The sequence below is a fragment of the Kitasatospora sp. NPDC023176 genome (assembly GCF_055560495.1).
Window position 1 is genome coordinate 92087 of record NZ_JBVHIP010000007.1, and the last position, 25124, is coordinate 117210.

At 72.3% G+C, this 25124-nt stretch carries 19 protein-coding genes and 1 tRNA gene; 11 read left to right on the top strand and 9 right to left on the bottom strand.

Annotated elements, in window-relative coordinates; translation table 11 throughout:
• Window positions 1-145: 145 nt before the first annotated feature.
• Entirely contained in the window at window positions 146-2866 is a 2721-nt protein-coding gene (locus ACZ3YL_RS13050) for a penicillin acylase family protein (protein ID WP_188303397.1), read from the bottom strand.
• A gap of 295 nt (window positions 2867-3161) precedes the next feature.
• On the opposite strand from ACZ3YL_RS13050, the gene ACZ3YL_RS13055 reads away from it, so the two are divergent.
• The 4 genes from ACZ3YL_RS13055 to mscL all read left to right on the top strand — a co-directional run bounded on the left by ACZ3YL_RS13055 (window position 3162) and on the right by mscL (window position 7821).
• Window positions 3162-4646: a potassium/proton antiporter gene (locus tag ACZ3YL_RS13055; RefSeq protein WP_188303398.1), complete on the top strand. Its 1485-nt coding sequence runs from the start codon at window positions 3162-3164 to the stop codon at window positions 4644-4646.
• Between the two features lie 354 nt (window positions 4647-5000).
• A complete protein-coding gene (locus ACZ3YL_RS13060) occupies window positions 5001-6368 on the top strand; it encodes an MFS transporter (RefSeq protein WP_465657102.1) in 1368 nt (455 codons plus the stop codon).
• Between the two features lie 126 nt (window positions 6369-6494).
• Window positions 6495-6833 (top strand): FmdB family zinc ribbon protein, encoded by a 339-nt coding sequence (locus tag ACZ3YL_RS13065; RefSeq protein ID WP_188303399.1) that lies wholly within the window; start codon window positions 6495-6497, stop codon window positions 6831-6833.
• A 571-nt stretch (window positions 6834-7404) separates the two neighbouring features.
• The gene (gene mscL, locus ACZ3YL_RS13070) at window positions 7405-7821 is read left to right on the top strand and encodes a large conductance mechanosensitive channel protein MscL (protein ID WP_188303400.1); all 417 of its coding nucleotides are present in this window, start codon (window positions 7405-7407) and stop codon (window positions 7819-7821) included.
• A 9-nt stretch (window positions 7822-7830) separates the two neighbouring features.
• On the opposite strand, the gene ACZ3YL_RS13075 is transcribed toward mscL, so the two are convergent.
• Window positions 7831-8055 (bottom strand): hypothetical protein, encoded by a 225-nt coding sequence (locus ACZ3YL_RS13075; RefSeq protein WP_465657104.1) that lies wholly within the window; start codon window positions 8053-8055, stop codon window positions 7831-7833.
• A 158-nt stretch (window positions 8056-8213) separates the two neighbouring features.
• Window positions 8214-9185: a sigma-70 family RNA polymerase sigma factor gene (locus ACZ3YL_RS13080; RefSeq protein ID WP_188303402.1), complete on the bottom strand. Its 972-nt coding sequence runs from the start codon at window positions 9183-9185 to the stop codon at window positions 8214-8216.
• A gap of 426 nt (window positions 9186-9611) precedes the next feature.
• Between ACZ3YL_RS13080 and ACZ3YL_RS13085 the strand changes: the two genes are divergently transcribed.
• A complete protein-coding gene (locus ACZ3YL_RS13085) occupies window positions 9612-10439 on the top strand; it encodes a phosphatase PAP2 family protein (protein WP_465657106.1) in 828 nt (275 codons plus the stop codon).
• 64 nt (window positions 10440-10503) lie between these two features.
• Here the strand turns inward: ACZ3YL_RS13085 and ACZ3YL_RS13090 are convergent, their stop codons facing one another.
• From ACZ3YL_RS13090 to ACZ3YL_RS13105, 4 genes are all read right to left on the bottom strand, one after another.
• Window positions 10504-11277, bottom strand: a complete 774-nt coding sequence (locus tag ACZ3YL_RS13090) for a hypothetical protein (RefSeq protein ID WP_188303404.1) — start codon at window positions 11275-11277, stop codon at window positions 10504-10506.
• Between the two features lie 37 nt (window positions 11278-11314).
• Window positions 11315-12094 (bottom strand): ABC transporter ATP-binding protein, encoded by a 780-nt coding sequence (locus ACZ3YL_RS13095; protein ID WP_465657108.1) that lies wholly within the window; start codon window positions 12092-12094, stop codon window positions 11315-11317.
• 222 nt (window positions 12095-12316) lie between these two features.
• Window positions 12317-12389: transfer RNA gene (locus ACZ3YL_RS13100), tRNA-Arg, on the bottom strand.
• A 143-nt stretch (window positions 12390-12532) separates the two neighbouring features.
• Entirely contained in the window at window positions 12533-15016 is a 2484-nt protein-coding gene (locus tag ACZ3YL_RS13105) for a serine hydrolase (protein ID WP_465657110.1), read from the bottom strand.
• Window positions 15017-15314: 298 nt separating this feature from the next.
• Between ACZ3YL_RS13105 and ACZ3YL_RS13110 the strand changes: the two genes are divergently transcribed.
• The 3 genes from ACZ3YL_RS13110 (at window position 15315) to ACZ3YL_RS13120 (ending at window position 17578) form a co-directional block, all read left to right on the top strand.
• Window positions 15315-16067, top strand: coding sequence for a GOLPH3/VPS74 family protein (locus tag ACZ3YL_RS13110; protein ID WP_188305758.1), 753 nt, complete (start codon window positions 15315-15317; stop codon window positions 16065-16067).
• 441 nt (window positions 16068-16508) lie between these two features.
• Window positions 16509-17372 carry a helix-turn-helix domain-containing protein gene (locus ACZ3YL_RS13115; RefSeq protein ID WP_465657112.1) on the top strand — a complete coding sequence of 288 codons (864 nt, stop codon included), beginning with the start codon at window positions 16509-16511 and terminating at the stop codon, window positions 17370-17372.
• Window positions 17369-17578 (top strand): DUF397 domain-containing protein, encoded by a 210-nt coding sequence (locus tag ACZ3YL_RS13120; RefSeq protein ID WP_188305756.1) that lies wholly within the window; start codon window positions 17369-17371, stop codon window positions 17576-17578. The genes ACZ3YL_RS13115 and ACZ3YL_RS13120 overlap by 4 nt, the downstream gene beginning before the upstream one ends.
• 223 nt (window positions 17579-17801) lie before the next feature.
• Here the strand turns inward: ACZ3YL_RS13120 and ACZ3YL_RS13125 are convergent, their stop codons facing one another.
• Window positions 17802-18917: an ADP-ribosylglycohydrolase family protein gene (locus tag ACZ3YL_RS13125; RefSeq protein WP_188305759.1), complete on the bottom strand. Its 1116-nt coding sequence runs from the start codon at window positions 18915-18917 to the stop codon at window positions 17802-17804.
• A gap of 166 nt (window positions 18918-19083) precedes the next feature.
• A complete protein-coding gene (locus tag ACZ3YL_RS13130) occupies window positions 19084-21690 on the bottom strand; it encodes a bifunctional FO biosynthesis protein CofGH (protein ID WP_465657114.1) in 2607 nt (868 codons plus the stop codon).
• A gap of 181 nt (window positions 21691-21871) precedes the next feature.
• Between ACZ3YL_RS13130 and ACZ3YL_RS13135 the strand changes: the two genes are divergently transcribed.
• Genes ACZ3YL_RS13135 through ACZ3YL_RS13145 form a run of 3 tightly spaced genes read left to right on the top strand, consistent with a single transcriptional unit; the run spans window position 21872 to window position 25112 of the window.
• Window positions 21872-23140, top strand: a complete 1269-nt coding sequence (locus ACZ3YL_RS13135) for a LolA family protein (RefSeq protein ID WP_465657116.1) — start codon at window positions 21872-21874, stop codon at window positions 23138-23140.
• Between the two features lie 3 nt (window positions 23141-23143).
• Window positions 23144-24226, top strand: a complete 1083-nt coding sequence (locus ACZ3YL_RS13140) for an ABC transporter ATP-binding protein (RefSeq protein ID WP_465657117.1) — start codon at window positions 23144-23146, stop codon at window positions 24224-24226.
• Window positions 24213-25112, top strand: a complete 900-nt coding sequence (locus tag ACZ3YL_RS13145) for an ABC transporter permease (RefSeq protein WP_465657119.1) — start codon at window positions 24213-24215, stop codon at window positions 25110-25112. Before ACZ3YL_RS13140 ends, ACZ3YL_RS13145 begins: the two co-directional genes overlap by 14 nt.
• The last annotated feature ends 12 nt before the right edge of the window (window positions 25113-25124 follow it).

Below are 25124 nucleotides of genomic sequence, written 5' to 3' on the forward strand. Positions count from 1 at the left end.
CCGGCGCGACCCCGTCCGGAACCCCCCGGGGGGGGCGGCGGCGCGCTGCTGCGCCGCGGGGGCGCCCCCCGCCCCCCCCCCCCCGCCCCCCCCCCCCCCCCCCGGGGGGGGGGGGCCCCGCCGCCGTCCGCGCGTCGTACCGGCGTCAGCCGGTGGTGAGCACCAGCTTGTGCTGGGTGGCCTTCTCGACCGCGTCCGGGGTGAACGCCCAGGTCAGCAGCTTGCCCTTGAGCCAGAGGTCGGTCTGGTCGTTGTAGTTCTGGTGGAAGGCGTGGCCGGAGGCGCCGCCGACGTTGACCCAGCGCGAGGAGTCCAGGTCGTTCAGGTCGACCACCATCCGCATCGACGGGATCCAGTCCACCTGGTAGCCGGCCGCCGCGTTCCAGCCCGCCGCGTCGACCGCCGCCGAGCCGCCGGAGAGGCGGTAGGGGCCGCGGTTGAGCAGCTTGTGGACGACGCCGGAGGCGATCGAGGAGTTGTCGGTGCCGAGGGTCTGCTCGCGCAGGTCCAGCTTGTGCAGGCGGCCCCAGCTCCAGGTGGAGATGTCCTTGCCGAGCAGCGAGGTCAGGTCCTGGCGGGCGTTCTTCATGGCCTCCTTGAGGAGGTTGTCCAGGCCCTTCTGCTCCTTGTGCTGGGAGTCGATGTACGTCCACCACGAGCTGTCGGGCTTGTCCAGCTGGGCGCGCACCACCTCGGTCCAGCGGTCGCCGCCGTCCGGCTGGGCCTTGCCCGGGTCGCGGGTGCCGCACTGGGTGACGATCCTGCTGGAGCTGTCCGGCTTGGTCGGGTCGTCCTGCTGGCGGACCAGCAGGCAGTTGTCCTTGGCGCGGATGTCGGCCGGGAACTTCTGCCCGAAGGCGAGGCTGAGCAGGTTGCGCCAGACGCCGTTGTAGTAGGCGGCGGCGGCCGAGTCGGCGTCCTGGTGGAAGTTCCAGTCCTTCAGCAGGTCCTGGGCCTCGCGCACGTACGGGTCGTCGATCTGCTGCTTGAGCAGCAGCGGGACGAGCGTCTTGGCCATGATGCTGGTGTTGTCCAGCTGGAGGGTCTGCATGTCGTCCGGCGAGATCTTGCCGTTGTTCTTGAGCAGGCCCTCGATCTGGTCGGTGATCTCCTTGGCCCGGGTGCCGTACTCCCAGTCCTTGGTGAGGTTGTACTTGTAGCTCGGGTCCACCACGGCCTGGTTGGCGGTGACGATGTAGCCGGCGGCCGGGTCGAGGCTCCACGGCAGGGCGGTGAAGGGGACCGGGTCCGGCTTCCACTGGTAGGAGGAGTCCCAGCCCGGGGCGGGCATGGAGCCGTCGCCCTTGCCGCGCACCGGGATGACGCCCGGGGCCTGGTAGCCGATGTGCTTGGCGTCGGCGTAGATCAGGTTCTGCGCGGGGACGGCGAAGTCCTTGGCGGCGGCGCGGAACTCGTCCCAGTTGCGGGCCTTGTCCAGCTCGAAGACGGCGTCCATGGTCTTGCCCGGGCTGAGCGCCGTCCACTGCAGGGCGACACCGTAGCCGCCGGTGCCGCGGTCGGGGGCGGAGCTGCCGTTGGGGGCGTACTTGCCGACGTTCTGCTGCTCGGTGCTCACGTCGGAGATGAGCGGGGCGCCGGTCTGGGTGGTGCGGACGGTGATGGTGCGGTCCTCGCCGCCGGCGACCTTGATGGTCTCCTTGCGGAGGTCGAACTTCACGTCCTTGCCGTCGACCTGGTAGGTGTCCGGGCCGGTGACCTTCTCCAGGTAGAGGTCGCTGACGTCCGCGCCCAGGTTGGTGAAGCCCCAGGCCACGTCCTTGTTGTGGCCGATTATCACGCCGGGCATGCCGGCGAAGGTGAAGCCGGAGACGTCGTACTGGCAGGCCGAGGAGACGGTCCGGCAGTGCAGGCCCATCTGGTACCAGACCGAGGGCAGGCCGGGGCCGAGGTGCGGGTCGTTGGCCAGCAGCGGCTTGCCGGTGGTGGTGTGCGAGCCGGCGACCACCCAGGAGTTGGAGCCGATGCCCTGGCCGGGGCGGCCGAGCAGCTGCGGCATCGCGTCGATCCGGTCGGTGAGGCCCTGCATCAGGGCCTTGGTGGTGGCCGCGCCCTGGGTGGTGGAGCCGCCGGGGGCCGTACCGGGCTGGGCGGAGCCGTCGGCCGGGCGGTAGGTGTCGCCGCTGACGGTGCCGGTCTTCACGATCGTGCCGTTGCGGGAGTACGGGTAGTCCGGGTACAGCTCGGCGATCTTGTCCGGGCCGAAGTCCTGGGCCAGCAGCGAGCGGTCGATCTCCTCCTGGAGGTTCCCGGAGAGGTTCCAGGCCATCGCCTTGAGCCAGGCCACCGAGTCGACCGGGGTCCACTGCTCGGGCTTGTAGCCGCTGTTGACGGCGCCGAGCAGGGCGTACTCCAGCGAGGCCTTCTCCCCGCCGGGGTGCTCGCCGAGCCAGGCGTTCACGCCGTCCGCGTAGGCCTGGAGGTTCTTCTTGGCCTCCGGGGAGAGCTTGGTGTCGTACTCCTTCTGCGCCACCTGCCGCCAGCCCATGGTGCGGATGAAGGAGTCGGTGTCGACCTGGCTGTCGCCGAACATCTCGGACAGCCGGCCCGCGGTGATGTGCCGGCGGACGTCCATCTCCCAGAAGCGGTCCTGGGCCTGGACGTAGCCCTGGGCGCGGAACATGTCCTCGGGGGTGTCCGCGTACAGCTGCGGGATGCCGTTGGCGTCCCGCTTGACGTCGACCGGCGCGCTCAGGCCCGCCATCTTGACCGTGCCGTCGACCTCCGGGAAGGAGGCGCGGACCGCGGTGACCCCGCGGTAGCCGCCGTAGCCGACGCCGGCCACCAGCAGCACGACCAGCATGATCACGATCAGACGGGCGCGCCGGAACTTCTTCGAGCGGGGCATCTGGGTCCTTGCGGTCCTGACTTCGGGGCGGGCGGGCGTGTCCGGGGCCTGGGGCCGGGACAGGGCACCACATTAGGCCGAGTCGGCGGAGCGCTGTGAACGGGGGACCGAGCTGGAGCCAAGCCGGGACCAAGCTAAAGGTATGGCAAAATGTTAGACTGAGTAACGATCCGCAACAGGAGCATTGACGCCTTCTTAGCGGTCCGGTGCCCGACAGCACCCTCCCTGTACCAACGGAACACCTTCAGCACCACCTGACACCCCGCCCGCCCATGCCTGCCCGAGGTGCCACTGCGTGAACGTCGCCCACCTGAACCAGCTCCTGCTCGAAGCCTCCGTGATCCTGCTCTTCGCGGTGGTCGCCGTCCGGTTCTCGACCCGATCAGGACTGCCCAGTCTGCTGATCTACCTCGGGATCGGCGTGGCACTGGGCCAGAACGGGATCGGCGTCACCTTCAACAACGCCGAACTGACCCAGGTGCTCGGCTACGCGGCACTCGTGGTGATCCTGGCCGAGGGCGGCCTCAAGACCAGCTGGCGCGAGGTGAAGCCGGCGATGCCGGCGGCCACCGTACTGGCCACCGTCGGCGTCGGGATCAGCGTCTTCGTCACCGCGGCCGGCGCGCACTGGCTGGTCGGCCTGGAGTGGCGGACCTCGCTGCTGCTCGGCGCGATCGTCTCCTCCACCGACGCGGCGGCCGTCTTCTCGGTCCTGCGGATGGTCCCGCTGCCGCACCGGCTCACCGGCCTGCTGGAGGCCGAGTCCGGCTTCAACGACGCCCCCGTGGTCATCCTGGTCGTCGCCTTCGCCTCGGTCGGCGAACTGGACTCCTGGTACGTGCTGCTCGGCACGATCGCCGCCGAACTGGCGATCGGCGTGGCGGTCGGCCTGGCCGTCGGCAAGCTCGGCGCGTTCGCGGTCAAGCACGTCGCGCTGCCCTCCTCCGGCCTCTACCCGATCGCCGTGGTGGCGCTCACCGTGCTCGCCTATGCCGGCGGCTCGCTGCTGCACGGCTCCGGCTTCCTCGCCGTCTACATCAGCGCGGTGATCCTCGGGAACTCCAAGCTCCCGCACGGACCGGCGGTGCGCGGCTTCGCCGACGGACTGGCCTGGATCGGGCAGATCGGCATGTTCGTGCTGCTCGGCCTGCTGGCCGCGCCCGAGAGCATGGGCGACGCGGTGGTCCCCGCGCTGGTGATAGGCGCGGTGCTGGTCTTCCTGGCCCGGCCGCTGTCCGTGGTGCTCACCCTGACCCCGTTCAAGATGCCCGTCCGGGAGCAGGCGCTGCTCAGCTGGGCCGGGCTGCGCGGGGCGGTGCCCATCGTGCTGGCCACCATCCCGGTGGTCTCCGGCGCGCACCGGGCCGAGGACGTGTTCAACATCGTCTTCATCCTGGTGGTCGTCTTCACCCTGCTCCAGGGCCCGACCCTGCCCTGGATGGCCAAGCGGCTGCGGATCGGCGAGGGCGCGATGGGGCAGGACCTCGACATCGAGTCCGCCCCGCTGGAGAAGCTGCACGGGCACCTGCTGTCGGTCGCGCTCTCGCCGACCTCGCGGATGTCCGGCGTGGAGATCAGCGAGCTGCGGCTGCCCAAGGGGGCGGCGGTCACCCTGGTCGTGCGGGAGGGCAACTCCTTCGTGCCGGACAAGGCGACGATGCTGCGCGGCGGGGACGAGCTGCTGGTGGTCACCACCGACGAGGTGGGCGAGGCGGCCGAGCGGCGGCTGCGGGCCGTGGACAAGGGCGGCAAGCTGGCGGGGTGGCTGAACGGGCGGTGAGCGCCTGAGCGCGGGCGGCCTGCGTGGCTCGGGTGGCCAGCGCGACCTGGGCGGCCTGGGTGGCTCGGGTGACCTGCGTGGCTCGGGTGACCTGCGCGACCTGGGTGGCCTGGCGGTATCTACGCGCGTAACTGTATGCTGGTTCGACCACGCCGTATAACTACCGTTAGACCACCCCCAGCATCTGCCTGACGCAGAGTTGGCGCGACCGCTCGGCGGCCGCGGTCCGGCACCGGCCCACCAGGCCCGGCCGACCCGGTATCTACCCCGGTCGACGCGCGAGAGGACGACTCTCGGCGCCGTCGGGGCCACCCCATGCCCTGCCGCGCTACCAGGCAGCAGGAAGGACCGACCGTGACGGCCCGCCGAACGGTCGAGATCACCGCGGACTCCGCTCCGGAGACCGCGACCAGCACTGTGGACACCGCCGCCGAGCCGCCCGCCAGGGTCGGGTACGGCGAGCTGCTGCGCACACCCGGCGCCTGGACGTTCCTGTCCCCCGCCCTCGTCGCGCGGCTGCCCTACGCGATGCTCAGCATGGGCCTCCTGCTGCTCGTCACCCAGACCACCGGCTCGTACGGCACCGCCGGTACGGCCGTCGCCGTCGCCGCCGTCGCCCAGGCCCTGATCGGGCCGCAGACCGGGCGGCTGGCCGACCGGTACGGCCAGGCCGCGGTGCTGGTCCCGACGGTGCTGGTGCACGCGACCTCGGTCGGCGTGCTGATCGCGCTGGCGCTCGGCCACGCACCGGACTGGAGCGTGTACCTGGCCGCCGTCCCCGCCGGGGCGAGCGTGCCGCAGGTCGGCGCGATGGTCCGGGCCCGCTGGGTCTCCACCTTCACCGGGGAGGGCGCCTCGCCCGCCGCCGGCGCCAAGGTGAGCACCGCCTTCGCCTTCGAGTCCGTGACGGACGAGTTCACCTTCGTGGTCGGCCCGATCCTGGCCGCCAACATCGCCGCCCTCGCCAGCCCGGCGGTCGCGCTGGTCGTCGAGGCCTCGCTGACCCTGGTCGGCGGTCTCGCCTTCGCGGCCCAGCGGCGCAGCGCCCCCGCCCGGATCCTCCCGGAACCCGGCGTGCGGCGCGCCTCGGCGCTGGCCTCGCCCGGCGTCCGGCTGCTGGTCGGAGCCTTCCTCGGGGTCGGCGCGGTGTTCGGCGGCATGCAGGTGTCGGTCAACGCCTTCGCCGACTCGGTGGGGCAGCACGACTCCGGCGGCACGGTGTACGGGATCTTCGCGGGCGGCTCGATGCTGGCCGGCGTGCTGTACGGCGTGATCGCCTGGCGGCGGCCGGTGCAGCAGCGGATGGCCATGAGCTACACGATGCTGGTGCTGGGCTGCTCGGTGCTGTGGGCGATGCCCAACCTGGTCGCCCTGACGGTCGCCGGGCTGGTCTGCGGTCTGGCCATCGCCCCGACCCTGATCAGCGGCTACACCCTGGTCGAGACGCTGGTCGCGGACGGCGCCAAGACGGAGGCCTTCACCTGGCTGACCGGCGCGATCGGGCTGGGCCTGGCGTTCGGCTCGATGGCGGCGGGCAAGCTGCTCGACGGCCACGGGCCCTCGGTCGGGTTCCTGGTGCCGGCCGTCGGTGCCGGGCTGGGGCTGATCGCGCTGCTGTCGATGCGGCACCTGCTGGTGGCCCCGGGCGGGGCGAGCCGGGTGGTGGCTTCGTCGGCCGAGCGCGGCAACGCGGCGCAGCTCGTCGGCGCGGCCAAGGGCTGAACGCGCGGTGGGCGGTGACGCGGTACCGGCTCATCTCACACCGGATTCGCTGGACTGATCCAACGGAATACCGCATCATTGACCATCGTTAGCACTCATCAGGCGAGAGTGCCAGGAGGAAGACAAGTGCCCACGTACCAGTACCAGTGCACCGAGTGCGGCAACGGCCTGGAGGCGGTGCAGAAGTTCACCGACGAGGCGCTGACCACGTGCCCCGACTGCCAGGGACGGCTCCGCAAGGTCTTCTCGGCCGTGGGTGTCGTGTTCAAGGGCTCGGGTTTCTACCGCACCGACAGCCGCTCGTCCTCCAGCAGCACGGTGGGCGCGGGTTCGTCCACCGGCTCCTCGACGTCGACCACGGCCTCGTCGTCGACCTCGGGTTCGGGTTCGTCCGGTTCGTCGAGCTCTTCCGGCTCGTCCAGCTCGTCCAGCTCGTCGAGCAGCCCGGCTCCGGCCGCCGGCTGACCTCGGTTTCACGGGAAGGCCCGTCGGCCCCGCTTCGCGCGGGGGCCGGCGGGCCTTTTCGCGTGCCTTGTCGCCCGCTTCTCGCGCGGCCTTCCGTCGCCTTCGTCAACTTTCGAGGGCCGAATTAGCTCGTGTGAGTGTACGAAGTTATCCACAGGGGCGGGTTTGTCCACAGGCTGTGGGAATCCGTTTCCCGGTCGCGGCGGGAACGCGCAGGGTGTGGGTCATCGAGCAAGGACCGACCGAATCCGGAGGTGTCCCGATGACGACCACGAGCCCGCCCCTCTCCCTCCCCCTGCCCGCCCCCACCGTGCCGCCCCGGCGGGAGGTGCCGAGCTTCCCGCCGATCCGGCGCGGGTGCGGCAGGTGGCACCGCTGGCGCCGAGCCGTCCGACGGCGGGGCGGGGTGCCCGCGCTGGTACTGCTCGCGGTAGCCGCGGCGCTCGCCTCCGGGCCTCTGCGGGCCGGGCTGCCGCCGCCCGCCGCGGGCGCGGTGGGCCGTACGGGTTGTCAATCCGGGCTGCCGGAAGATCACCCGTAACCCAGGAACGACTTCGTCGTTCGAGGCGGCATGAAAGGCTTCAAGGAATTCCTGCTGCGTGGAAATGTCGTCGAACTCGCCGTCGCCGTGGTCATCGGCGCGGCCTTCACCAACATCGTCAACGCCTTCGTCAAGGGCGTGATCAACCCGCTCGTCGGCGTGTTCGGGACGAAGGACCTGGCGTCCTACAGTTCCTGCCTCAAGGGGCCCTGCGAGGTGAGCGGCACCGGTGAGGTCACGTCCGGAATCCTCATCCTGTGGGGGTCGGTGCTCAGTGCCGCCCTGCAGTTCCTGATCACCGCCGCCGTCGTCTACTTCGTCCTGATCGTGCCGATGAACCGGATGGCGGCCAGGCGCAAGAGCATCGCCGAGGTGGCAGCCGAGGCCGAGGCCAAGGAGGTCCAACTGCTGACCGAGATCCGCGACGCGCTGGTCGCGACGCGTTAGGGCACGCCCTCAGTCCCCGTGGTGCGGCGGGCGCTGGCTCAGGTACCAGTCCAGCCCCCGCCCACCGCTCTGCCCCGCCCCCGGGCGGTCGCCCCAGCCGGCGTCGGTGTCGTCCCGGGACTGCTGGTCCAGCGGGTCGCGGAAGAGCAGCCGGGCCTTGGCCTCGGCCTCGCGCTTCTCCTGCTCCTGCTCCTGCTCCTGCCCGTCTTCCTGTCCCTGCCGTTGTTCGTTCACCCTGTCCACTCCCCTGCCGATCCCCTGCTCACGGTCTGACCTGTCCCTCCAGCCTAAGAGGCCCATGACGCGCCTCGGGCCCCGGTGCGGAGCGCTCCGCATCAGGGCCCGGGTGGCAGGCCGTCGGCCGCCGGTGGTCAGCCACCGGCCGCCGATCGTCAGGCGGCTTCGAAGCCCGCGTGGTCGGCGATCTTCTTCAGCTCGGCCAGGGCGTGCTTCTCGATCTGCCGGATCCGCTCGCGGGTGAGGCCGTGCTGCTTGCCCACCTCGGTGAGGGTGCGCTCGCGGCCGTCCTCCATCCCGTAGCGGGAGCGGATGATCGACGCGGTGCGGTCGTCCAGCCGCCCGATCAGGCCGTCCAGCTCCTCGCGGCGGAGCATGACCATCACGGCGTCCTCGGGGGACGTCGCCCCGGTGTCCTCCACCAGGTCGCCGAACTGGGTCTCGCCCTCGTCGTCGACGGACATGTTGAGGCTGACCGGGTCGCGCGCCCAGTCCAGCACGTCCTTGATCCGGGCCTCGGTGGTGTCCAGCTCGGCCGCGATCTCGGCCGGCTCGGCCTCACGGCCCAGCTCCTTGGACTTCTCCCGCTGCACCCGTCGGATCCTGCCCAGCTCCTCGACCAGGTGCACGGGCAGCCGGATGGTGCGGGACTGGTCGGCGATCGAGCGGGTGATCGCCTGGCGGATCCACCAGGTCGCGTAGGTGGAGAACTTGAAGCCCTTGGCGTAGTCGAACTTCTCGACGGCGCGCACCAGGCCCGCGTTGCCCTCCTGGATGAGGTCCAGCAGGGGGAGGCCGCTGCGCGGGTAGCGCCGGGCGACCGCCACCACCAGGCGGAGGTTCGAGCGGATGAAGACGTCCTTGGCGCGCTCGGCGTCGGCGGCTATCGCCTCCAGCTCCTCGCGCGTGACACCGTCGGGGAGTTCGTCCCCCTCCAGCAGGTGCTGGGCGTACACACCGGCCTCGATCCGCAGCGAGAGCTCGACCTCCTCGGCGGCATCGAGCAGGGGCGTCCTGGCGATCTCGTCGAGGTACATACCGACCAGGTCGCGGTCGGCCTCGAAGTTGGTCGGGCGGGCCGCGCGAGTCCGGTCGGCCCTGTCACGAACGACGGCACGGGTGGCCATGCTTGCTCCCTTTGACTGGTGTTGCCGAGGTCTGCCTGCCTGCCCCCAGGAGGGCAAGAAGTGCGGGCCCCTGGGGGCTCACACGTAACGATCCAACGAACAGATTCCGGACAACATTCCCAAGTCGTTCAGATTCTTCCCGGCGATGCAGTATCCTGCCGGTTTTCACCCCGGCTCTGGACACTCGGTGACCGATCGGGCACCTCCGGTGCTCGCGAGCGACCGCTTCGCAAGCGCTTCTTCACCGTCCGCACACCCGACCGCCGCCCCTTGGTTGAACAGGCGGACGATCGCCGGCGTTCCCGGGCGCCCCCGAACGTCCGCCCGCGCCCACCCCCCGGCGCACGCAGGTCCTCCGCACAAAAGATGCCGAATCGCTATCACTCCAGCTCCCGATCGGCACAGCGCGCTGGGAAGGTGTCAGGCATGCACCTGACCAACAGCACGACTCCCGTCACCGTGCGTCATCGCCGCCTCCTTCGGGACGCGTCGCTCGCGCTGGGCTGCGCCGCGCTGTTCGGCCTCCTGGCGATGCTGGTGACGGGCCACTGGCACCCCCTGCACGAGTTCGACCAGGACTGGACCGGCGGACTCCACGACTACGCGCGGGACCACCGGATCTGGACCGCCGCGGTGCAGACCCTCTCCGACATCGGCGGCCCCGTCACGATGCGTGCGCTGCTCGGCATCGCCGCCGGCTGGCTCTGGCTGATCGGCGCCCGGGTGCTGGCCGGCTGGGTGGCCGCCCAGGCGCTGGTCGGCTGGGGTGCCCAGTGGGCGCTCAAGCTGGCCGTCGACCGGCAGCGGCCCGCCTTCTCCGACCCGGTCTCGCACGCCGGCGGCCCGGCCTTCCCCTCCGGGCACGCCATGGCCTCGGCGATCACCTGCGCCGTCCTGGTCGGCCTGGTCTGGTACCGGGTCGACCGCCGCGGCCGGACCATCGCCTGCTCGGTGGCGGCCGTCACCGTGCTGACCATCGGCTGGACCAGGACGGCCCTCGGGGTGCACTGGCCCAGCGACGTGGTGGCCGGCTGGCTGGCCGCCGGCGCCGTACTGGGCCTCGTGACCTCCGCGATAGAACTCTGGCGGCCGGGCGCGCTGGCCCGGGACGTCCGGCGGGTCAACTGGCGCACCAGGCCCAGGGTCCAGCGGGTCATCGTGCCGTCCGTCCGGGCGCCGCGGGCCGACGAGCCTCTGGAGGAAGCCGAGTCGGACGGCCACGGCGTCGACGGACCCGGCTGGGGCCGTAGTTGACGCACCCGAACGCCGCAGGCCCCCCGCCGGAGTCGGCGGAGGGCCTGCGAGCGGGCGGTGGCGGTCAGCCCTTGGTCGGGAGGGTCCGCACCGTGCGCCAGGCGTAGCCGAGCAGGGCGGCGGTCAGCAGCAGGAAGACCGCACTGGCGACCAGTTGGGCCTCCCAGAAGTAGCCGTTCGACTGGTACTCCACCGCCACCCCGCCGTCCGCGAGCCGGGTCAGCGAGGTCTGGTGCCCGTCCAGAACCGCGATCTGGTAGTCGGTCACCCCGCGCCCGAAGGTCGCGGTGGTGGTGGGCGCGACCAGGGTCGCCAGCTTCGGCATCGCCAGGGTGAGCGCGATCTGCGCGATCAGGCTGATGCCGATCGCCGGGACGGCCCGGCGGGTGGCGGCCGCGGCCGCGAGGCCGGTGGCGATCGCGCACAGCGCGCTCAGCACCAGGTAGGGGCCGTGGGTGCTGAGGTAGTTCTCGCTCATGTGGTCGTGCGCGACGAAGACCGGCCGGTGCATCCCGCTGATCATCACGGCGCCGGTCAGGGCCAGTCCGGAGGCCATCGCGGCCAGGATCGGCAGCGCCGCCCGGCTGACGAACCAGCGCGAGCGGCTGGTGCCCTGGGTCCAGGCCCAGACGCTGGTGCCGGTCTCGAACTCGCGGGCCAGCATGGGCGCGGCCCACACCACGGCGAGCAGGATGGCGAGGTAGGGCGCCAGGCCCTCGGTCATGCCGCTGCCCGGCCGGCTCGACACCTCGTAGAGGCTGGACGGGAGGTAGAGGGCCAGCGCGACGACGGTGACCGCCAGGGGCAGCCGGTCGAGCCGGACGGTGTGCCGAAACATGGGAACGCTGCCTTTCGGGGGCCAGGGGATCAGGAGGTCAGCCGGCCGGCCGGGACGGCGGGGCCCCGGCCCTGGAGCCGCGCAGGGTGCCCAGCACGATCTCGGTGAGCGTGGCCGCCTCCGGCACCGTCCCGCCGTTCGCCCGCACCCGCTCGGCGAGGCCGTCGACCGGCCCGTCCAGCACGATCCGTCCGTCGGCGAGCACCAGCAGCCGGTCGCAGACCGGTTCGAGGTCGCCGATCACGTGGGAGGAGAGCAGGAACGAGCGCCCGGTGGTGGCGGCGATCTCCCGCAGCCGGGCCGAGACGTCCTCCCGGGCCAGCGGGTCCAGGTCGGCCATCGGCTCGTCGAGCACCACCAGCGGCGACCGCTTGGCCAGCGCCACGGCGAGCGCCACCTGGGTGTGCTGCCCGCCGGAGAGGTCCTGGCAACGCCGGGCCAACGGGATCCCGAAGGCGTCCAGCCACTCCCGGGCCAGCTTGGCGTCGAAGCCCTCGTTCAGCGCCGCCGCGTACCCGAGGATCTCCCGCACCCGCAGCGCCCGGTACAGCGGGCGCTCCTGCGACAGGTACGACACCGCGGGCGGCTCGCCGAAGACCACTTCCCGGCCCGCGATCTCGATCCCGCCGGCACTGCTGCGGTCCAGCCCCGCGATCAGCCGCAGCAGCGTGGACTTCCCGGCCCCGTTCAACCCGACCAGGGCCGTGACGGACCCCTCGGGCAAGGCGAACCCGCAGTCCTGGAGGACCCACGTGTCCCCGTAACTCTTTCCTACGCCTCTGGCCTGAAGAACCGCCATGTGGGCTCCCTCCCCCATGACGTGCACCCTATGGCCGTCTCAAAGGGCAATTCCACCGCGATAACCGGAGGTTTCGTTTTCCGGCTGGCCACAAAGGGATTCCGAATTCCGGAAGGGGCTCCGGCCCGGTGCGGGAGGGCGACGCACGGTCTCCCGTGACGGGCGGGGTGAAGGAGGACGGGAAATGCCGCAGGCCCTCCGCCCGGGTGGGTGGAGGGCCTGTGAGCTGCGGTTCTGTTGTGCCCCAGACAGGAATCGAACCTGCGACACCGGCTTTAGGAGAGCCGTGCTCTATCCCCTGAGCTACTGAGGCGTGGCCGGTCGATGACCAGGCCGCTCACAGCCTACCGGATCGGGGGTCGGCCGGGGGTGGCGGTCCGGGGCGGCTGACGGGAGGACAGCGGAAGGGGGAGCCGGGCGGGCCGGCTCCCCCTTCGCGGTTCCCGAGGGACGGGGTCAGAGGAGGCGCAGCAGCCGGGACTGGATGGACGGCGGGTTGAGGTCGTTCTGGAGGGCGACCCGGACCTCGGTCTTGGCGTCGCCCGCGCCGACCCGCAGGGTGCCGACCTCCTTGCCCGCCTTCTCGTTGTGCTGCAGCGCGGACGGGTCCAGGCTGATCGTGCCGGTGACGCCGGGGAAGCCGGGCACCACGAGGTCGTTGGTCGCGACGACCGGGACCTTGCCGCCGAGGCCGTCGTCCACGCTGCCGACGACGTCGCCCTTCTTCACCACGGTCTGGCCGGTCAGCCCGTTCTGCGCGGCCTGGATCTGCTTGCCGCTGACCTTGAGCACGGTGGGCAGGATGCCGTCGCCGGGGGCGGACGAGGTGGCCTGCTGGCCCAGGGTGACGCCGAGGATCAGCCGCTTGGTGCCGCCGATGTCCTTGTAGGCGGCCCACATCAGGCAGCCGCCGGCCGGGGTGCTGGAGCCGGTCTTGACGCCGATGACGCCGGTCTTCGGGTTGATCAGGTTGTTGGTGTTGAGGATCTTCACGTTGTTGAAGGTGGTCTCCGGGGTGGAGACGATCTGCCGGAAGATGTCGTCCTGCATGACCTGCTCGGCCAGCTTCAGCTGGTCCTTCGCGGTGGACTTGGTGTCCGCGCTGAAGCCCGCCGGGTCGGCGTAGCTGGTGTTGGTCATGCCGAGCTTGGCCGCGGTGTCGTTCATCAGCTTGACGAACGCCTCCTCGGAGCCGGAGTGGTAGCGGGCGAGCAGCCGGGCCACGTTGTTGGCGGACGGCAGCATCAGCAGTTCCAGCGCCTGGTACTCGGTGAGCACCTGGCCCTCGGTGAGGGTCACCCGGGACTCGTCGCTGTTGCCGGACTCCTGCGCGGCCTGCTTGTCGACGGTGATCTTCGGGCCGCTCTCCCCCTTCTTCAGCGGGTACTTCTGCAGCACCAGGTAGGCGTTCATCACCTTGGTGACGCTGGCGATCGGGGCCGGGGTCTCCTGGCCCGAGCTGCCGAGGGTGCCGACGCCGACCACCTCGGCGGCGGACTGGCCCTTGGCCGGCCAGGCGAGGTCGAGCTGGTCGCCGGCGAAGCTGAAGCTGCCCGCGGTCGTCATCCGCAGCTTCGGGTCCGGCAGCGGACGCAGCAGCTGGGCCACCACGACGGCGCCGAGCACCACGGCCAGGAAGACCGTCCAGATGGTGACGCGCTTGAGCACGCGCCGCAGCGGGGAGACCGGGCGGGCGTTGAGGGTGGCCAGCACCTCCATCGCCTCGGCCGTGTTCTCGGGCGAGGGCAGCGGCTCGGGCTGGGGCTGGGGCTGGGGCTGCTGCGGGGAGGGCAGCGGCTCGGGCCGGGGCAGCGGCGGGACGGGCGGCACCGGCTCGCGGTCCGGCCGGGGCAGCGGCGTCGGCGCGGGCGCGGGGCCCGGGGCCGGCTTCGGGGCCGGGGCGGGCAGCGGTTCGGGGCCCGGGGTCGGCTCGGGTTCGGGGAGGGGCTTGGGCGCCGGCTTCGGCTCGGGGCCCGGCTCGGGCGTCGGAGCGGGCTCCGGGGGCTCGGGCACGGTACCGGCCGACGGGGAGGCGGCCGGGGCGCGCAGCGGCTCGGGCTTCTCCGGCTTGCCGGTCCGGCCCGACTGCTCGGAGGGCTCGGAGGACTCGGACTGCTCGGAGGGCTCGGAGGGCTCGGAGGGCTCGGACTGACCCGACTGCTTCGACTGCCCCGGCCGGCCCGGCTTCTGACCCGGCTGTCCGTTCTTGCTCAGGGCGACGGGCGCGGGGGCGACGGCGGGAGCGTCCTGCTCCGGCGCGTCGGCCGCTTCGGCGGCGGCCTCGTCGTCGGCGGTGGCGGAGTCGGGTGTTCCGGCCTCCTCGCCGGCCTTCTCCCCTTCCTTGTCCGCGGCCTTCCCGTCGGCCTCGGCGGCGGGCTCCTCCTTCGCCGCGGCAGTCCGCATGGCGAGACGCGGGTCGGCGGCGGGCGGCCGCTCGGCGGCCTCCTTCTTCTCCTCGACCCTCGGCGAGTCCTTCTTCTCCCCCGCCGCGTCATCGGAACCGCCCTCGTCGACGGCGGTCAGCAGCTCTTCCGGCAGCCGCAGCGCGGTGGTCTTGTTGTCCACCGGCAGCCGCAGCATCGTCGTCCGGCTGTCCACATCCCGGACACGGAGCTGTACGGTCGAGCCGCCCTTGCTGCCCGTCCTCGGCGCGTCGGCGGAGGCGTCGGTGGAGGCCTCGGTGGAAGCGTCGGCGGAGTTGTCCGCGGACGCCTCGGTCGACGCCGCAGTCACCGTCCCGGTCGCCGTCTCGGTCGACACCCCGGCCGAGGCCCCGGCCGACTCCCCGGCGGAACTCTCCCCGGAGGTCGCCTCCGGCGCTGCCGCGGCGTCCCCGGCCGCGACGGCCGCGGCTGACGCCCCGACAGCCTTCGTCCCGGTCCGTTCGCGTTCGCGGCCCTGCTCGCCGTCCCTCAGCACCCTGTCGGGGGACTCGCCCACGTATCCCAGCCTCCTCAACGCCCGGCGGGGCATCGGCAGACCCGATTTCGGGAAACCGACGCCCCGCCCCGTGTACCTGTACAGTCTCCGCCACCGACGGCCGAACCAGCCGCGCACACCCCGCCCGACCGGCGCTTATTGCCGCCGCACGGCCGCAACGCGGTCTGTTCCTGGGTCAGACGCCGGGCCTGTGGCCGCCGGTTCCGCGCCTTCACCTCAAGGTCACGATTCGGAGGCGTACTCGACAAGCCCGTGTGAGAGGCGTCACCCTGTCTCTCATCCACGCGGGGAGGCTTGGATGGGCAAGAGCCGCAGAACTGTTCCCGAGGAACTCTTGCTGCTCGCTTTGGACCCGACCACGGGTACCACGGCGCAGCCGCAGACCCTCGACCTCGGACTCGCCGGGGCGCAGCTCGTCGAGCTGTCCCTGGCCGGACGGATCGTACCGGAGGGCGACCGGATCGCCGTCGTGCTCGCACGGCCGACCGGCGACCCGACCCTTGACCACGCACTGGAACTGCTGCGCCGACGCGGCAGTCCGGTCCGCGCGGCGCACTGGATCGGCGGGCCCCGACTGGGGCTGCGTCAGACGTACCTGGCGCACCTGGAACGCTGTGGCATGGTCACGGCCGTGCCGGGGCAGATGTGCGGGGTGCTGCCGACGACCCGGTACCAGGCGTCCGACGACTGCACCAACGCCGCGATCAAGCAGCGACTGGACACCGCGATCCGCACCGGCGTGCCGCCGGACCCGCGGACGGCCGCGCTCGCGGCCCTCGCCCACTCGGTGGGGCTGGGCAAGCACCTGTACCCGGGCAACGAGGGCCGGTCCTCGCGGTCGCGGCTGCGCGATCTGATCCGGTACGACCCGCTGGGCGGGATGGTCGCGCACGCCGTGATGGACGTGCAGAACGGCCTGCCAGCGCAGCAGAACCGTTCTTCCCAGGGTTCCGGGGCCGGTTCCGGGGCCGGTTCCGGTCGCTCCGGCGCCCGGGCGACAAACCGGGCTCCGGGCGGACGGGTCTCCGCTCCCCGGGTCGGGGTGCGCTGAGCCCGATCGGCCCGACGGCGCACGCCGCCCGGTTCGCGCTCCTCCAGGGCGCTGGACCACCAACCGCACCACCGCGCACCATCCGAACCACCGGCATCACCCGGCATGACCCGGCATCACCGGCACCACGAACGGCACCGAGGGGCGGTCGCCCCGCGACGCGAGTCGCCCGGCGACCGCCCCTCTGCCGTTCCCTGAGGCCCGTCGAGGCCCATTGCAACTACCGGTCCTAGTCGCCGAGCCGCATTACCACCTGGGGGCTTTCGCTGTCTCACGGACGCGCTTTTCCGATGATCTGTTCTACTGCGCTGCTGTGATTCCCGGGCGCCGACCTGGCCCAAGGTGACATGCTGCTCCAAGTCAGGGGGGTTGGTCCCAATGTCCGAAGTGTTCCCAGGGCTGCCGCTCCAACGATCACCAGAGGTCCGGCCGGAGGTCGACGTGTCCGCGAACATCAATCCCACCGTGCGCCGCCGGCGCCTGGGCTCCGAGCTGCGCAAACTCCGCGAGGGCCTCGGGATGACGGCGGAGGAGGTGGCCGGCCGCCTGATGGTCTCCCAGTCGAAGATCAGCCGGCTGGAGAACGGCCGCCGCAGCATCAGCCAGCGCGACGTGCGCGACCTCTGCGACGTGTACAACGTGGCCGACGAGCAGATGCGCGGCAGCCTGATGGAGATGGCCAAGGAGTCGCGCCAGCGCGGCTGGTGGCACGACTTCAACGACATGCCGACCCCCTACAGCGTCTACATCGGCCTGGAGGCCGAGGCCTCCTCGATCCGCGCCTACGAGTCCTCCTTCATCCCCGGGCTGCTGCAGACCGAGCAGTACGCCCAGGCGGTGGTCGAGGGCACCCAGCCGGACACCGACGCGAACGCGGTGCAGCGCCGGGTGCAGGTGCGGATGAAGCGGCAGGAGCGCGTCCACGGCGAGAACCAGCTCGGCAGCCTGTGGACCGTCATAGACGAGGCGGCGCTGCGCCGCGAGGTCGGCAGCCGCGAGATCATGGCCCGCCAGCTGCGGCAGATGCTGGAGCTGAGCCTGCGCCCGAACATCACCATCCAGGTGATCCCGTTCTCGCACGGAGCCCATCCCGGCATGACCGGGACATTCTCCCTGCTGGAGTTCCCGGAGTCAGCCGATTCCACGGTTGTCTACTTCGAAGGTGTGACGAGCGATCTCTACCTGGAGAAGGAAGCCGATGTGCGCCGCTATACCGGTCTCTACGACTACCTGAGAGCGGCCGCGCTCGGTGTCGCGGAGAGCCGGTCGCTGATAGCCGACATCGGAAAGGGATACCACGAATGAGCACCCCCGCCGAGCACGGAATCCGTTGGCGCAAGAGCAGTCACAGCGGAGGCCAGGGCGCCTGCGTGGAGATCGCCGGACCGGCCGCGGGGGCGGTCGCGGTCCGGGACTCCAAGGACCCGGCCGGCCCGCAGCTGCGCTTCTCCACCGAGGCCTGGAACGCGTTCGCGTCGGCCACGGCGGCGGGGTCCTTCGGCGAGGTCTGACCCGACCGGATCCGTGCTCGGCCCAGTTGCCCGTAGCGGTGTCCGTCGCCCCGAGCGGCGGACGGCGCTGCGGGCAACTCGCGTTCCGGGCGCCGTCTTCCGGGGCCGTCTTCCGCCGCCCTCCGCCGCCTTCCGCCGTCTTCCGGTGCCGGCCTCTCACTGCTGCGGTCGTCCGACGGTGCCGGCCTCCGGTGCCGCGCCCGCTCCCGTGCGTGACGGACGCTCAGTGCGCCACCGGGTACCGGCCGGCCCAGTCGGACCCCTCCGGGCTCCGCCGGTCGTGCAGTTCGGTGCCGTGCGTCAGCTCCAGAGCGAAGTCGTCGGCGAGTTCGAGGATCGCGCCGCGCCCCTCCAGCCCCGCCACCAGGCCCGGCGGCAGCGCGGTGTCGCCGTGCAGCACCCCGAGCAGGTTGCCGCAGATCGCGCCGGTGGAGTCGCTGTCCCCGGAGTGGTTGACGGCCAGCAGCAGGCCCGAGCGGACGTCGTGGGCGACCAGCGCGCAGTAGACCCCGATGGACAGCGCCTCCTCGGCGACCCAGCCCTCCCCCAGCGCCTCGACCCGCTCGGCGGACGGCTCCCCGGCCCGCACCGCGTCCAGCGCGGCCCTCAGCGAGGTGGTGGTCTCCTCGTGCCCCTGCCGCTCGGAGAGCAGGGCCAGCGCCAGGTGGACGCCCTCCTCCAGGGTGCCGCCGCGGGCGACGGCCTGGACGATCACCGCGAGCGCGCCCGCCGCGAGGTAGCCGGTGGGGTGGCCGTGGGTGAGCACCGAGCACTCCACCGCGAGCTGGAACACCAGGCCCGGCTCCCAGGTGGTGAGCAGCCCGAACGGCGCCGCCCGCACCACCGTGCCGCAGCCCTTGGAGTGCGGGTTCTTGGGGTGCTCCAGGGTGCCGAGCCGCTCGCCGTCCGGCCCGGTGAGGCCGGTCAGGCAGCCCTGGCCGGGGGCGCGCTGGGCGTACAGCCACTCCTCGCGGCCGAGCCAGCCGAGGTCGGGGCGGCGCTCGTCCGGGCCCCAGTCGCGCTGGGTGGCGGCCCAGCGCAGGTAGGCCAGGTGCAGGTCGGTGGGCGGGTGCCAGCTGCCGGTGTCGCGCCGGATGTGGGCGCGGATCAGGCCGTCCACGGTGAACAGGCTGAGCTGGGTGTCGTCGGTTATCGCGCCGGTGCGCCCGTAGGCGGGGACGTAGCCGGTGACGCCCTGCGGGCCGTGCTGGGCCCGGATCTTGTCCAGCGACTCGAACTCGACGCCCGCGCCGAGCGCGTCACCGATGGCACCGCCGAGCAGACAGCCGCGGACCCTGCTGCGGAAGTCCTGCTGCTGGGCTCGTGACCACAGTGGCATCACGACGGAGCGCCTTTCGTCGGGGTCGGGGCCGCGCGCGGCACCACGGCGGCCGACGCGCCCTGGCACTGTACTTGGAAGGTTCGAACGGATCGACGGGATCCCTCGCGGTCCGGTGCCCCCGGGGCCCGGCCCGCCGACGGTGCGGCGGGCCGGGCGGGCGACCTCAGTCGAGGACGGGCAGCAGCTCCGGCAGGTGCCCGTCCGAGGCGAGCGCCGCCGCCCGCCGCTCGGCCGGCACCTCGCCGTAGAGGGTGGTGCGCTGGCGGTGCGGGCGCCCGGCCGCCTCGGCGATCGCCTGGAGGTCGCGCACCGACTTGTAGCTGCCGTACGCCGAGCCGGCCATCCGCGAGATGGTCTCCTCCATCAGCGTGCCGCCGAGGTCGTTGGCGCCGGAGCGGAGCATCTCGGCGGCGCCCTCGGCGCCCAGCTTGACCCAGCTGGTCTGGATGTTGGGGATGTGCGGGTGCAGCAGCAGCCGGGCCATCGCGATCACCGCGCGGTTGTCCCGGGCGGTCGGGCCGGGGCGGGCGATGCCGGCCAGGTAGACCGGGGCGTTGGTGTGGATGAACGGGAGGGTGACGAACTCGGTGAAGCCGCCACCGCTGTCGAGTTCGAGCGAGCGCTGCTGGATCTCGGCGAGCAGCCGCAGGTGCCCGAGCCAGTGTGCGGGCGTGTCCACGTGCCCGTACATCATGGTGGAGGAGGAGCGGATGCCCAGTTCGTGGGCGGTGGTGACGACCTCGACCCAGGTCGCGGCCGGCAGCTTGCCCTTGGTGAGCACCCAGCGGACCTCGTCGTCGAGGATCTCGGCGGCGGTGCCGGGGATGGTGTCCAGGCCGGACTCCTTGGCCCGCTGCAGCCAGTCGCGGATCGACAGGCCCGTCCTGGTGGCGCCGTTGACCACCTCCATCGGGGAGAAGGCGTGCACGTGGATGCCGGGCACCCGGGCCTTCACGGCGCGGGCGATGTCGAAGTAGGCGGTTCCGGGCAGGTCCGGGTGGATGCCGCCCTGCATGCACACCTCGGTGGCGCCCACCTCCCAGGCCTGCGCGGCCCGTTCGGCGACCTGCTCCAGGGAGAGGGTGTAGGCGTCGGCGTCGGTGCGGCGCTGGGCGAAGGCGCAGAAGCGGCAGCCGGTGTAGCAGACGTTGGTGAAGTTGATGTTCCGGGTGACGCAGTAGGTGACGTCCTCGCCGACCGCGTCGCGGCGGACGTCGTCGGCGATCCGGCACAGGGCGTCCAGGGCCGGGCCGTCCGCGTGGAACAGGGCCAGCGCGTGGTCGTCGGTGAGCTTCGTCGGGTCGTCGGCGGCCACCGCGAGCGCCTCGCGCAGGTCCCCGGCGAGGCGCTCGGGGGCGCCCTTGGCCAGCACCTGTTCGCGCAGCACCTCCCAGTCGCCGTACACGTCCTCGAAGTCGGCCCGGCGGTCGCCGGTGCGGCCCTCGGTGTCGACGGCGGTGTGCAGGTCGGTCCGGCCGTACGACTCCGGGAGGTCCTCCGGCTCCTGCCAGGGGCGGCCCTGGACCGTCGCGTCCGGGTCGGCCAGGCCGGTGGCCGGGTCGGCCAGGGCGCGGACGTGCGGCAGCACCCGCGGGTCCAGCCAGGGTTCGCCGCGCAGCACGTACTCGGGGTAGACGGCCAGGCGCTCGCGCAGGGCGAAGCCGGCCGCGGCGGAGCGTTCGGCGAGGCGGTCGATCTGCGGCCAGGGGCGCTCGGGGTTGACGTGGTCCGGGGTGAGCGGGGAGACGCCGCCCCAGTCGTCGACGCCGGCCGCGATCAGCCGCTCGTACTCGCCGTCCACCAGGTTCGGCGGCGCCTGGAGGCAGGCGGTCGGGCCGAGCAGGTGCCGGGCGACGGCCACTGTGGCGACCAGCTCGTCCAGTTCGGCGTCGGGCATGCCGCGCATCACGGTGTCCGGCTTGGCGCGGAAGTTCTGCAGGATCAGTTCCTGGACGCCGTGGTAGGCCCGGGAGACCTTGCGCAGCGCGAACAGCGACTCGGCGCGCTCCTGGTACGTCTCGCCGATGCCGATCAGCAGGCCGCTGGTGAAGGGGACGGAGCTGCGGCCCGCGTCCTCCAACACCCGCAGCCGGACGGCCGGTTCCTTGTCCGGGGAGCCGTAGTGCGGGCCGCCGGGCTCGCTCCACAGCCGGGTGGCGGTGGTCTCCAGCATCATGCCCATCGAGGCGGAGACCGGCTTGAGCCGCTGGAAGTCCGTCCAGCTCAGCACCCCGGGGTTGAGGTGCGGGAGCAGTCCGGTCTCCTCCAGGATGCGGATGGACATCGCCCGGACGTAGGCGATGGTGTCGTCGTAGCCGTGCGCGTCCAGCCACTCGCGGGCTTCCGGCCAGCGGTCCTCGGGCTTGTCGCCGAGCGTGATCAGGGCTTCCTTGCAGCCGAGTTCGGCCCCGCGCCGGGCGATGTCCAGCACCTCGTCCGGGGACATGAACATCCCGTGCCCGGCCCGGCGCAGCTTGCCGGGGACGGTGACGAAGGTGCAGTAGTGGCACTTGTCGCGGCAGAGCCGGGTGAGCGGGATGAACACGCTCTTGGAGTAGGTGATGACACCGGGCCGGCCGGCCGCTTCCAGACCGGCGTCGCGCACCCGGGCGGCGCTCGCGCACAGGTCGCGCAGGTCCTCGCCTCTGGCCTGGAGCAGCACGGCGGCCTCGGTGAGGTCGAGGGCGACGCCGTCCCTGGCGCGGCGCAGGGCGCGCCGCATCGCGTTCGCGGTCGGAGGGTTGCTTGCGTCCGTAGCGGTTCCGTCCATGGCGCGACCCTACGTCAGGGTCGTACGACGGGAGGACACAACCCTGAGGCCGTCTCAGGGTCGGCGTACCCGTCAGGTTCACCCCGAAGTGCCCCCGCAGGGCGATGACGTGGCGGCGGTACCGGCCTCTAATGGGAGAGCAGTACCAATCGAACAGGTTCACAGAGGAGTTGAGGACGCCATGACCAATGAGACGGCGGTGGACGACACCATGGACGGCGGGGTGCCGTACCGCTCGCGGCGGCGCACCCTGGTGCGGGCCGGGGTGCCACTGGCGGTGGCCGCGGTGATCGCGGCCGGGGTCGGGCTGGTGCCGGCGCTGGCCGCCGACTCGCCACCGGACCTGCCCCAGCAGTCCGCCGAGCAGGTGGTGGCCAAGGCGCTCGGATCCGACGCCCAGGCCCTGTCCGGGACGGTCTCCGTCTCCACCGACCTCGGCGTGCCCAGCCAGCTGCTGGGCGCGGCCGCGGGCGGGCTCGGCGCGGCGGCCGGCCACGGCGGCGGCCAGGGCCAGGGCGCGTCCGCGGACCCGCAGGCCAAGCTGCTCGGCCTGCTCGGCGGCGACCAGACGCTGCGGGTCGCGGTGGACGGCCCGGACCGCCAGCGGGTGGACCTGATGGAGAACATGGCGGGCTACACGCTCGTCCGCAACGGCGACCAGAGCTGGGCCTGGGACAGCTCGACCAACACCGCGCTGCACATGACCGGGCGTCCGGCCGGGTCCGCCGAGGCCCCGAAGACCCCGCTCACCGGGGTGCCGACCACCCCGCAGGAGGCCGCCAGGCAGTTCCTGACCGGCAGCGCCGGCACCACCTCCGTCACCGTCGCCGGGACGGCCAACGTGGCCGGACAGAAGGCCTACCAGCTGAGCGTCAAGCCGACCCAGTCCGGCTCGACCATCGCCGAGGTGCGGATCTCGGTCGCCGCCGACAACGGGGTGCCGCTGGCCGTGGTGGTGAAGTCCAGCGACGGCTCCACCGTGCTGGACGTCCACTTCACCGACGTCTCCTTCGCCAAGCCGGCCGCCAAGACCTTCGACTTCGCCGCGCCCAAGGGCGCCAAGGTGACCGAGAAGAAGGCGGACGAGGCGGCCAAGGGCGCCGAGGGCAAGCAGGGCAGGCACGACGCCCAGGGCGAGCAGGGCAAGCAGGGCAAGGGCCACGACGGGGTGAACGTGATCGGCGAGGGCTGGACGGCCGTCGTCTCCACCCAGCTGCCGAGCACGGCCGGCGCCCCCGCCGGGGACGCTCAGGGCGACGGCAAGCAGGGCAAGCACCACAGCAAGCCCCCGATGAACCCGCAGGCGCTGGTGAAGTCGCTCGGCAAGCCGGTCGGCGGCGGCACCCTGATCAGCACCAAGGTCGTCAACGTGCTGCTCACCGACGACGGCCGGGTCTTCGCCGGCGCGGTGACCCTGCCGGTCCTCCAGCACGCCGCCGGGGTGAACTGACGCATGACCGAGACTCCCGTAACGGGGGACGTTACGGAGTCGGCCGGGGGCCCGGGCGCGGTGTCGCGCCCGGCCCCCGTTCCTTCCGCCTCCCCCGCTTCCTCCCCCGCCTCCCTCGCTTCCTCCGCTTCCTCCGCTTCCGCTGGTGACGACGTGATCAGGACCCGGGGCCTGACCAAGCGCTTCCGCGGCGGCCAACTCGCCGTCGACGGACTGGACCTGACCGTGCCGCGCGGCTCCGTGTTCGGCTTCCTCGGCCCCAACGGCTCCGGCAAGACCACCACCATCCGGATGCTGATGGGCCTGATCGCCCCCACCGCCGGCATGGCCACCGTGCTCGGCGAGTCGATGCCGCAGTCCGTCGCCACCGTGCTGCCCCGGGTGGGCGCGCTGATCGAGGGCCCGGCGCTGTACGGCTTCCTGTCCGGCCGGGACAACCTGGTCCGCTTCGACGCCGCCGACCCGACCGCCGACCCGCGCACCCGCCGACAGCGGGTCGAGACCGCGCTGGAGCGGGTCGGCCTGAGCGCCGCCGCGGGCAAGAAGGCCCGCGCCTACTCGCTCGGCATGAAGCAGCGCCTGGGCCTGGCCTCCGCGCTGCTGCAGCCGCGCGAACTGCTGGTGCTGGACGAGCCGACCAACGGGCTGGACCCGCAGGGCATGCGGGAGATCCGGGCGCTGGTCCGGGAGGTCGCGGCGGAGGGCACCACGGTGTTCCTCTCCTCCCACCTGCTGGACGAGATCGAGCAGGTCTGCACCCATGCGGCGGTGATGTCCCGGGGCCGGCTGGTCGTCCAGGGCACCGTCGCCGAGCTGGCCGCCCGGGCGCAGGGCCGGCTGGTGGTCCGCACCCCCGACGTGGCGCAGGCCGCCGAGGTGCTGGCGGCCCACCAGGTGGGCGCGCTGGTGCCCGGCGAGGGCCGGGTGGACGGCGAACTCGGCGCGAGCGGCGACGAGGCGCTGCCCAAGCTGTGCGCGGCGCTGGTCGAGGCCGGGGTCCGGGTGCACGGGTTCGGGCTGGAGCGGGGCACGTTGGAGGACGCCTTCGTGGCGCTGACCGGGGAGGGCTTCGATGTCGCAGGCTGAGGCGAAGGCGGCTGAGGCGACGGGGCCCGGGGCGGTGCTGGTGACCGGCCGGCGGCCGCAGACCGCGTCCGGGTTCCTGGCGCTGTTCCGCAACGAACTGCACCTGACCTTCCGCCGGATGCGCACCAAGGTGCTGCTCGGCATCCTGGCGGTGCTGCCGGTCCTGATCGGGGTGGTCGTCAAGCTCAACACCGACAGCCCGCACGACGGCGGCGGTCCGAACTTCATCGCGCAGACCACCCAGAACGGCCTGTTCCTGGTGTTCACCGCGCTGGCGGTGGCCCTGCCGGTCTTCCTGCCGATGACGGTCGGCGTGGTCGCCGGCGACTCGGTGGCGGGCGAGGCGGCCACCGGGACGCTGCGCTACCTGCTGGTCGCCCCGGCCGGGCGGACCAGGCTGCTGGCCGCCAAGTTCACCGCCGGGCTGGTGTTCTGCCTGGCGGCCACCGCGGCGGTCGCGCTGGCGGCGCTGGCCACCGGTGCCGCGCTGTTCCCGCTCGGCGAGGTCACGCTGATCTCCGGGGACACCATCGGCTTCGCCGACGCGCTGCTGCGGGCGGTGCTGGTGGCCGGGGTGGTCGCGGTCTCGCTGGCCGGGCTGGTGGCGATCGGGCTGTTCGTCTCCACCCTCACCGGCAGCGGCATCGCGGCGATGGCCGCGACCGTCGGGCTGGTCATCACGGTGCAGATCCTGGACGCCTTCCCGCAGCTGGACGCGATCCGGCCGTTCCTGTTCACCCACTACTGGATGAGCTTCTCGGACCTGCTGCGCGCGCCGATGTACTGGGACGGCGTGTGGAAGGACCTCGGCCTGCAGGCCGCCTACGTCGCCGTGTTCGGCGCGGCGGCCTGGGCCCGGTTCACCAGCCGCGACATCAGCGCGTGAGGGGCCTCAGCG